Annotated in this window: 5 protein-coding genes and 5 pseudogenes; 8 read left to right on the top strand and 2 right to left on the bottom strand. The window is 36.8% G+C overall.

All coding sequences use genetic code 11. From position 1 onward, the window contains the following. Window positions 1-38: 38 nt before the first annotated feature. Together PU02_RS06775 and PU02_RS07040 are read right to left on the bottom strand one after the other, a co-directional pair. The gene (locus PU02_RS06775; RefSeq protein WP_053943610.1) at window positions 39-662 is read right to left on the bottom strand and encodes a lambda exonuclease family protein; all 624 of its coding nucleotides are present in this window, start codon (window positions 660-662) and stop codon (window positions 39-41) included. Window positions 663-686: 24 nt separating this feature from the next. Next, window positions 687-1,422, bottom strand: a pseudogene (locus tag PU02_RS07040) (ERF family protein); the annotation flags it as partial. 166 nt (window positions 1,423-1,588) lie between these two features. Between PU02_RS07040 and PU02_RS06420 the strand changes: the two are divergent. From PU02_RS06420 to PU02_RS06390, 8 genes and pseudogenes are all read left to right on the top strand, one after another. Then, the gene (locus tag PU02_RS06420; protein WP_053944582.1) at window positions 1,589-1,876 is read left to right on the top strand and encodes a type II toxin-antitoxin system RelE/ParE family toxin; all 288 of its coding nucleotides are present in this window, start codon (window positions 1,589-1,591) and stop codon (window positions 1,874-1,876) included. Window positions 1,877-1,943: 67 nt separating this feature from the next. Then, window positions 1,944-2,606: pseudogene (locus PU02_RS06415) on the top strand (lysozyme). Next, window positions 2,603-2,827 (top strand): annotated as a pseudogene (locus tag PU02_RS06410) (hypothetical protein). The pseudogenes PU02_RS06415 and PU02_RS06410 overlap by 4 nt, the downstream one beginning before the upstream one ends. Then, complete coding sequence (locus PU02_RS06405) at window positions 2,760-2,975, top strand: hypothetical protein (protein ID WP_053944581.1); 216 nt, start codon at window positions 2,760-2,762, stop codon at window positions 2,973-2,975. Before PU02_RS06410 ends, PU02_RS06405 begins: the two are co-directional and overlap by 68 nt. A gap of 359 nt (window positions 2,976-3,334) precedes the next feature. Further along, on the top strand, window positions 3,335-3,601 hold the full coding sequence (locus PU02_RS06400; protein WP_053944580.1) for an invasion associated locus B family protein: 267 nt from the start codon (window positions 3,335-3,337) through the stop codon (window positions 3,599-3,601). Window positions 3,602-4,253: 652 nt separating this feature from the next. After that, a pseudogene (locus tag PU02_RS07035) lies at window positions 4,254-4,631 on the top strand (hypothetical protein); the annotation flags it as partial. A gap of 363 nt (window positions 4,632-4,994) precedes the next feature. Then, window positions 4,995-5,546: pseudogene (locus PU02_RS07030) on the top strand (YadA-like family protein); the annotation flags it as partial. 375 nt (window positions 5,547-5,921) lie between these two features. Further along, a complete protein-coding gene (locus PU02_RS06390) occupies window positions 5,922-9,101 on the top strand; it encodes a Vomp family autotransporter (protein ID WP_158404021.1) in 3,180 nt (1,059 codons plus the stop codon). Window positions 9,102-9,396 lie beyond the last annotated feature (295 nt).

Here is a 9,396-nt window from a genome sequence, read left to right as displayed (position 1 = left end):
GAGAACTCTTTAGGGGGAAGAAAAGCGCTCTCTATTTCTTAAGCAGCTCTGATGCCGATCTGCTTTATGTCTTGTTCGATTTCTGTCAAGAATCTCTCGACAGCCTTATTAATGTGTTCAATCTGCTCATCATCGCGGTTAATGCGTTGAACTTTCATCCGTAATCTGGCTGACTGGTCTGTAAACCGTGGATCGTAGCTTACAAAATCGCACCATTTTCTTCCTGTACAAGCCATTTGGAACTGCATTTGTAAGAGATATTCAGGTTTGATATCGCCATTCAGGAAAAAGCGTAGATGCGTTGTTGATTGAGGACATTTAATCTCAATTAATCCATCTTTCCCAATCAGGCCATCAGGACTGGCTCCAGCCATTTTAAATGTTGGATGGGGTATGAAACCGCATCGGGTGACATGGGTATCATAGATGAAACTGTATTCCTCAATGGCTTCATCTTCATGCTCAACGCCCCATTGCATCGCTTGTGTTTCATAAGATGGGTTGATTTGACCTGTTAAGCGTTCTGTGATGAGTTTGATTTTATAATCTTCATATTTGCTGGTTGGTAAACCTTTCACTGTTCTGTTGACGACATAGTCAATGTTTGAAGCTGTCACTCTTCCTAACCGTGCTTGAAACCATTCTGCTGTTCTTTGTTTCATGTTACGCCACCATTTTTGTTGTGGTGTTTGGGAGCTTTGAATGCGTTGTCTGTCCTTCAAACTATTCAAAGCGATTTGTGCTTGATGATCGGACATTTCTGAAATGCTATTTGCTTTCACGAAAGCCAACATTCTTGTTTCATTTGCATTGGTTGTTTTGATTAATTGTTTGATTTCAGTGATTTGTTGAGGAGATGCAGGCATAACAGTCTCTAAGCTGTTCCCATCTAAATCATCATCTTTGCTGGCGACATTGAGTAACATTCCTAACAGGTAGCGGCGAGCATAGGTAATGGTTGAACCAATAGACTGGATGCTTATTTTGGAACCGGCTCCATTAATAGGAAATTCTCCATCTGTTGAAACTTTGTGACCAGAGGGATGTGCCAGTGTCATTTCTATCACAATATTTGTTGTGGTTTGGCTTTTAATTTTAGAAAAAGAGAGCAAAGCGGTGTTTTGCCAGAGCCTCTCTAACCCCGTCGATATAATAATCAAGAGTAGCATATTTACTATTGGTAAAGTTATTTGTAGCGGTTTTGATGATTTCTTTGCATTCAGATTGCATCGCTGAAAGATCAGACACGAATTTTTCATAGTATTGTCGATCGATCTCTTTTTCTCTCAAAGCAATGAGATGTTCTAGACGGTTCATATCCACATCGTTCTCTAAGGCTTTATCGAGAATTTTATCTAAAGCTGTGGTTTTGATTTCTAGGTTTTCTGATTGTTGAGTTATTGTTGAGCTTTGTTCATTCATGTCTCACATCCTTAATTTGGAGCGCACTTCCTCTGTGGCGTGCAGAACGTATGTGTTAAATAGCTATCAAAGATTGCTGCAAAACCTTGCTCTTTAGGGCGATGATGATGTCGATTTTGTCCTTTCCTTTAGATTAGTATCATGTTATTATGCATAAAGCGGTGAAATGAAAAGTAATCTAGTGATTGAATCCTTTGCTGGTAAGCGATGTAAGGATCTTTTAGAAGGAAATCCGCCCAAAAGTTTTCCTGTGTCTTTAGTGCGTACAGCTCAAAGAAAATTGTTCATGCTGGATAAGGCTGTTGAACTTGAGGGTCTGCGTAGTCCTCTAGGCAATCGTTTAGAAGCATTGAAAAGTGACCGCCAAGGCCAATATTCTATCCGTACTAATGATCAATCTTATCACTCTGAATGGCAAAATCGTACGGCGTTTGAGAAAAATATAACAAATTAGCTATTTTCAAAATAGAAACGAATGCTGCCTGTCCGTAAAGGATAGGCTTTTTTATGGGGAGAGACATATGCGGAAAATATCCAAGGAAGGACTTGCACTTATTAAGCAATGGGAAGGGCTGCGCTTGCATGCCTATGAAGATGCTATTGGGGTATGGACAATAGATTATGGCCATGCAGTACAAGCAGGAGAACCTATTATACAAGAAGGTATGAAAATAATTGAAAGCCAAACAGAGACCATTCTGGAACAAGATTTGAAACAATTTGAGAGCACTGTTGAGCAGGCCGTTACTGTTCCTTTGACTGATCAGCAATTCGCTACACTTGTATCGTTTTGCTATAATGTAGGAGCAGAAGCTTTTTGTAATTCTACCCTTTTGAAAAAGCTGAACAAAGGTGATTATGAATTCGTCCTGGCTGAATTGCAAAAATGGATCAGTGCAGGTGGCAAACGTTTATAGGGGCTTGCCAATCGTCGGGAAGCAGAAGCTGGGCTCTGGGTTAAAGGGGCTTATGTTTGTTCAAATTATCAAAAAGTAGAAACAAAAGAGCCAACTCATTCTTTTAAAGCAGAAGTTCTAGCATCTATCATTGGATCCTTATCAGGTTTAACAGGAATTTTGACAGGACAAGGTCCTGTGCAATGGGCTTTAGCTTCGATTATGGTTTTAGCAGCCTGTAGAGGGATTGTTTTTGTTGCCAAACGTTTTCAGGAAAAACGCTTATGACCTGGTTGAAAGAATATTTCCTGATTACTCTAGCAGCTTTTGCTGCTTTTTTTATGGCTTTAGTAAAAGCCTTTGATCTTGGAAAGAAAGATGAATAGCTCAAGCAAACAGAGCGTGCATTAAAGATAGCGAAAATACGGTTTGGGGTAGAAAATGAGATTAACAGAAAAAGTGATGCTTATGTACGTGCTGATCTTTCTCAATGGTTGCGCAACGAATGAACGGGCGTTTTGCACTGGTTGGTTACCAATTTATTTAGAGCGCTACGATTTAGATATGATTGGTCCAAATTTGGCGAGAGATCTTTTAAAGCACAACAAGCAAGGTGAACATATGTGTGATTGGCAACATGGCAAGAAGATAAAGTAACAAAAATGCAGAGCTCACAGAATCAGAGAAAGAACTTTTGCAAGAGATGATCAGTACTTACCAGGGTGTGAAAATGATGTCTCGTTTAACGAGGTGGATAGTGTTGATAATATTTTTGTTCATTCTTGATCTTGAGCGTCTTATGAATACACTTGATACGATCTTCACGCATTTGAAACAATGGCTTTCAAGCAATTAAAAGCCGTTATACAAGAGGCAAATTGGAAAATCCTATTCCCTTACCTTGTTATATCGTTCCGCACCTTAAAAAAAGATCAATAAAATCAAATTGTTATGTTGCATAAATTAACGGTTCGAATCCCTCTCTCCCTCCGCCATTGATAAGTGGGCAAGCTATTATGATTATGAGAACATTACCGGATGCTGATGTGAATAGTTTTATCCAAATATTTTTAAAGGGTATTAAAGATCCTGTTTTTGTCCGTTACACACAATGTGATGATGCAGTTTGCTTGGCTCAGTTTTCTGTAGATAAAGTCTTTAATGAGCAAGTTGAAAAAAGGAGTGATGTAAAAATTTCCTATCAGGTAAAAAGTGGACAAAAATTTTCTTTTACGGCCCCCTTAAAGGGTTTAAGTGAAGCAATTTTTTCTTTGCAACATTAGAAATTGTATAAACTGATTTGGTTAGTAAAATTATTCTATTGTTTGAAAAATAATAAATTTTCTGTCAATTTTTGAAAATTATATGATTAAAAAGATAGTGCAGCGAGTAATGACAACAGTTCTTTTTGGAACGTTAAGGAAACTATATCACAACAAAAGCCACTTCTTATTTTAGATTGAAAAGGTATTTTCTATTTAAGTAGTATAGTTTTTAGGATGTTTCCTGACGAATGTTCTTTGCGCAAGATGGTGTTTTCTGAATCTCTTTAAAAAAATAGTTTTAAGGAAATAAATAAATTAGGTTTGTGCTCTTGCCATTTTGTTTATGTGTTTTATCTTAGACTTTAGTTAAGTGTTTGCGGTAGGCACTTTGTGGAAGTGAGCGTTTGTTAGGCAAGGGGATTTTTTCGCTATATTTTGCATTTGAGTTTTTTTTGTCAAAAGGTTCTTTGTCCTTTTGACATTAACTAGTTCTCTTTTAAAGTTTTGTCGAAGATGCTGGAGTAAACTTCAGTGTTGTGGCTGTTCTTTTGTCTTTTTTTCCCATTTTTACGTAGAAAAGTTGTCTTGCAGGGTGAGTTCGTCATTTGTTGAGGGGAAGGGTGTTCTCTCTTTTTGATTCAAAAGTTGAGTAGTTCATTATGAAAAAATCATGTTTAATTTCAAAAAAAATAACGGAATGCGTCCTTACTCTTTTAAAAGGATATCTTTATCCCAAATGAGTTCATTGAGCGGTACAGTAGCAATATTTTTGTCTAGTATTGTAATTTTTTCAGCTAGTACTGCGTTATCTAATACGGATACTACTATCGAACCGACATCTTTAGCAGATGTTACTCTTGTTAAGCAAAACAAAAATAACAATATAATCACAATTGGTAAAGAAAAAGGTGGTAAGAAGATTAATATTGTAAATAATGAAGGAAAAGGGAGAATTATTTCAGGTCTTGCGAGAGGAAAAGTTGCTAAAAGTTCGACAGAAGCCGTTAATGGTTCTCAGCTTTTTAGAGTTAAAGAAAGACTCGCTAATTTTGGTGATCGTTTTTATGATGCTCATGCGGAGGTAGCAAAATACTTAGGTGGTGGTGCTAGATTTGATGATGCACAGTGGGTACAAGATCCTATCTTTAGCCTTTTCAGCTTTGGTGAAAATGGCCTGGTTACTGGTGGAAATCGCCATAGATCCGTTTCAGATGCTTTTAGTGGTTTGAATAATTCTTTAGTGAACATAGGGAATAAATTTAGTGGAATTCAAAAGGACATAGGCTATCTTAATACAAGAGCGGACAGTCTTTCAAGTGTAATAGAAGATATTGGTGGAATATTTAATGATCTTGAAAATAAGATAAATGATCTTGAAAATTCAATTGATGGTGCAAATAATGGTGCTACTGTTGTTTATGATAAAGATGAGAATGGTAAAAAAACGAACAGCCTTACTCTAAAAGGTGGTGATGAGAGTAAACCTGTGACGATTGATAGCGTTGCTGATGGCAAGGTAGAAAAGGGATCAAAACAAGCGGTTAATGGGGGTCAATTGCATGACTATACTCAAGAGAAAATGAAGATTGTTCTTGAGGATGCAAAAAAATATACAGATGAAAAAGTGAAGAATATTGTTGTGGACGCAATTGATGATGCCGTTGATCAGGCTAATAAATATACGGATAAAAGATTTAGTGCTTTAAGTTATGATGTAAGAAACGCCAAAAAAGAAGCAAGACAGGCTGCTGCAGTTGGTTTGGCTGTATCTAATTTGAGTTACGATGATACGCCTGGTAAATTGAGCGTTTCTTTCGGAAGTGGTTTATGGCGCAGTCAATCTGCACTTGCATTTGGTGCTGGTTATATGTCTGAAAGTGGCAAGGTTCGTTCCAATATCTCTGCAACAAATACTGGAGGTCATTGGGGTATAGGAGCTGGACTAAGAATCACCTTAAATTAACGGCGAAAGTCACTGCTGCTATGAGTTTTTTATGATGTGGAGTTGAAATTTTCTGAATAATATCTATCTCATCAGCTAGAGTTATTTAATTAGCAACTATCAAAAGATTTTCTGCTCCACTTCATATCATTATACAGTGAGATTGTTTTAATAAAATGCTGCATTGCAAGATGAGTGGTGCAGTATGCTCAGAGAGTAAATTTTTGAAATTAAATTTTTTCAAAATATTTAAAGAAGATTGAGAGAGAGTGGTTAAGCAGCATAGCTGCATTATTGTTCGTTTCTTTTTCTGAAAATTAGGGGACGCCGTAGGTAGCATCATTTTTCATTGTAACGATGTTGGATGTTATTCTGTTGTCTCACGGAGGGGGTATTATGGGAAAAAAATTGAGGTTTAAATGGGATTGCTTGGGTAATAGTAGTCTCGTTCATTGCTTTCCTTTATCGAAAATCGGAGTAGAAAAAGCTGTAATAACAGCCTTTTTATCAAGTTTTTTTCCAGTTTTTTCTGCTGTTGCAGATGTGGTAGAAAAGAATATAGTGCCGAAAGATGCTTTTGTGATGGATTTTTTTATGAATGAAACAAGGCGGAAAAAAGCACCTCTTATTCTTGAAATGCACAACAACGATCAGAATAGCAGTATACTTATCCCGTACTCTATCGGCAATAGCACGCTAAATGTTGTTATGTATTTTGATGACAAGGTTAACATGAGAAATGGTTATTTGCCATTTATTAGTTTGTATTATCATCCCTATTTTGATGGTATTAACATTGCAAATTACCATGACTATAAGAGTGGTGATATTTCAGAAATTTACAAAAGAGTGCAAGAAAATTCTGCTGGTAAAATAAGTATTGGTGGTAGAAAAAATAAGACTGTACAGCATATGATATCAGTTGTACCTAAACGCCTAGATAATGCAGCAGCCATTATGTGGTTAAGGGAATTGGAAGACAATAAAGAGCAGGACGTGCATGAGTTAGAAAATTTAGCTAAAGAAAAAAATCAGGAAGGGGAAAAAAATTTAGTTAGTATTTCAAATAACGACCTTGTTGCTCAAAGAATTGCTTTGGAAGTTAAGAAAAATCGCAGTGATTTAGATTTTTCTACAGGCGTTTATAATTATTTTGATGATGGATTTTATAGCAAAGCTGGCGCTATTGGTAGCAAAAACGTTGAAAGTTTATTGTGCGCTAATTCTAATAACGTAATGTGTATTGGTGTTTACAGCCGTGCAGAAGGTATGGGCTCTGTCGCTTTAGGTTATGAATCTGAAGCTATTCGTGGTCCTAATGTTGCTGGTTATGACCCTGTGACAGGTAATGTTTCAACCACAAATGATTATATCTGGAAGAGTACGTATGGTGAAATAGGTATTGGTAATATGAACTATAAGGTCTCTCGACAGATTACAGGGGTAGCAGCTGGTCGTCAAGATAATGAAGCGGTCAACGTTGCACAGCTGAAAGCATTAAGAGATTGGATGGTAGGAAAAGATACGAGTAGCTTGATTCAGTTTCGTAAACATGCGAATTTTTTTGGATATAACGAAATTGCCATTGCTTGGGATATTCCCGATTACACTGGCGTGATGAATGTTGGTACTAAGGATGGAGTAAAAAGAACAATTAGGGGTGTTAGAGACGCTAGTCTTTCTGAGACTTCAGATCATGCCGTAACAGGAAAACAGCTTTGGGTAACTAATGAAAAGGTTAAAACATTGGAGACAAGTGTCAATGCTGCAGTTGTCGATATAGTGACTGTTAAAAATTATACAGCAAGTCTTGAAGTTGATATGAAAAATTCTATGAAGAATATATCGCAATATTTAGGTGGTAGCGCAGATATTTCGAGTAATATTGCTCCGATGTATAAGATTCAAGGTAAAACATATCGTGATATTGGTGCTGCTTTTGTTGGAATTGATGGTTCTTTTACGGATCTTTATGAAAAGATCCTTAACATGAGCAGTGCTAAGGATCTTTTAGTTCAGTATCATCCAGGAAGCGTAAAAATTGTGGAAGATAAAAAACCATCTTACATTTCTATTGGTCAGGATGTTGAAACTGATCTGATTAGTGTCGCAGCAAGTAATGGTGATAAACGAATACTTTCTGGTGTAAAGTCGGGAACGATCTCTCAGTTTTCAACTGAAGCAGTTAATGGTGCTCAGCTTTGGAAGACTGAGGGTAACTTATCCCAGTATTTAGGTGGTAATGGAGATATATCGAATGGTATTGCTCCAACATATGAGATTCAGGGCCAAACATACCGTGATGTTGGTTCCGCTTTTGTTGGGATTGATCAGTTTTTTACAAATATTAAAACCCATATTACTGATGATATTCAACAGCGTGTTTTATTGTGGAGTGATAGTGAGGATGCTTTTGTTGCGCTTCATGCTGAGGGAGAAGGCAAAAAACAAAAAAAGAGTAAATTGAAGTTTCTTTTAGATGGAGATGTTTCTGAAGCTTCCACAGAAGCTATTACAGGACATCAGCTTTATATGATGAATAATCAACTTGCTTCTTATTTTGGTGGTGGTGCTGGATATGATAATGGACAGTGGTTAGCTCCTAGTTTTAATGTTATTCAGTTTTCTGGTAATGGTTCTCGTTCTACAAATAAAATCTACAATAATGTCTCTGACGCCTTTGATGGTATTAGTAAAGCTGTAGCAGATGTTAATGATCGCCTTTCTGGGGTCGAGCAAGAAACAGGCCAAAGTGCCTTAAACTGGAATAAAGAGACAGAATCTTACGATGCTAGTTATAAGGATAAACCGAGTGTAATTACAAACGTAGCCGATGGTAAGATTACAGAGGGGTCAAAGGATGCAGTTAACGGTGGCCAGCTCTGGGAAGCTAAGGATGATATTAAAAAAGTTCAAAATCAAGTTAATAACCTTGAAGATAAGGTAAATGATTTTAACGATAAACTGAGTGATATAGGAAATTCTGTCGATGATATGAAAGATATCATAAAAGATGTTGTAGCCAAGGATGGTAGTGTTAACTACGATAAAGATGGAAATGGTAAGAAAACGAACACAATTACCTTAAAAGGCGGTAATGAAAGCGAACCTGTTGTTATTGATAATGTTGCCGATGGTAAAATTGAAAATGGTTCAAAACAAGCAATTAATGGTGGACAATTACATGATTATGCTCAAGAACAAGTGGAAATTATCTTTGATAAAGCAAAAAAATATACGGATAAAAAAGTAAAGAATGTAATAAACGAGGCAGTTTCTCGAGCTAAAGATTACACTGATATGAAATTTAATACTTTAAATTATGGTATTGAAAACGCAACAAAAGAAGCAAGACAGGCTGCTGCAATCAGTTTGGCTGTATCCAATTTGCGTTATAATGATACCCCGGGTAAATTAAGCGTTGCGTTTGGAAGTGGTCTGTGGCGCAGTCAATCAGCGCTTTCTTTTGGTACTGGGTATACATCTGAAGATGGGAACATTCTTTCTAATTTTTCAGCAACAAGTGCTGGAGGGTATTGGGGTATAGGTGCTGGATTAAGCATCACTTTGAATTGACTTAAATATTCTACAATTTCAGAAATATGTTATGCGTAATATTCACTAAATTCTAATCTATTTGGGGATACGGTTAAGAGAGTTCTCCTCCATTTGAGTTGTAGGAGAACAAATACCTGTGAGTGGCAATTTGTAACTTGCTTTATAATAACGGGAATTATTTTTTTCTTGCTATTTTCCGGATCTCCTCTATAAGGGTGGGAGATGCCTTTTTTGTGGAAAGGCTGCCTGTATCCTGAAGGGGGAATTGTGATGCTGTACAGTAAGCTCTGCATTATATCTTAGCTCTAAGAGA

The organism is Bartonella ancashensis, from assembly GCF_001281405.1.
Classification (GTDB): domain Bacteria; phylum Pseudomonadota; class Alphaproteobacteria; order Rhizobiales; family Rhizobiaceae; genus Bartonella; species Bartonella ancashensis.
Note: the sequence above shows the minus strand (reverse complement) of the source record. Positions and strands in the feature narration are given on the sequence as shown.

Excerpts from the sequence above, each read along its gene's own strand:
- PU02_RS06775 (WP_053943610.1), bottom strand. The coding sequence starts at position 662 with ATGAAACAAAGAACAGCAGAATGGTTTCAAGCACGGTTAGGAAGAGTG.
- PU02_RS06420 (WP_053944582.1), top strand. The coding sequence starts at position 1,589 with ATGAAAAGTAATCTAGTGATTGAATCCTTTGCTGGTAAGCGATGTAAG.
- PU02_RS06405 (WP_053944581.1), top strand. The coding sequence starts at position 2,760 with ATGAGATTAACAGAAAAAGTGATGCTTATGTACGTGCTGATCTTTCTC.
- PU02_RS06400 (WP_053944580.1), top strand. The coding sequence starts at position 3,335 with ATGATTATGAGAACATTACCGGATGCTGATGTGAATAGTTTTATCCAA.
- PU02_RS06390 (WP_158404021.1), top strand. The coding sequence starts at position 5,922 with ATGGGAAAAAAATTGAGGTTTAAATGGGATTGCTTGGGTAATAGTAGT.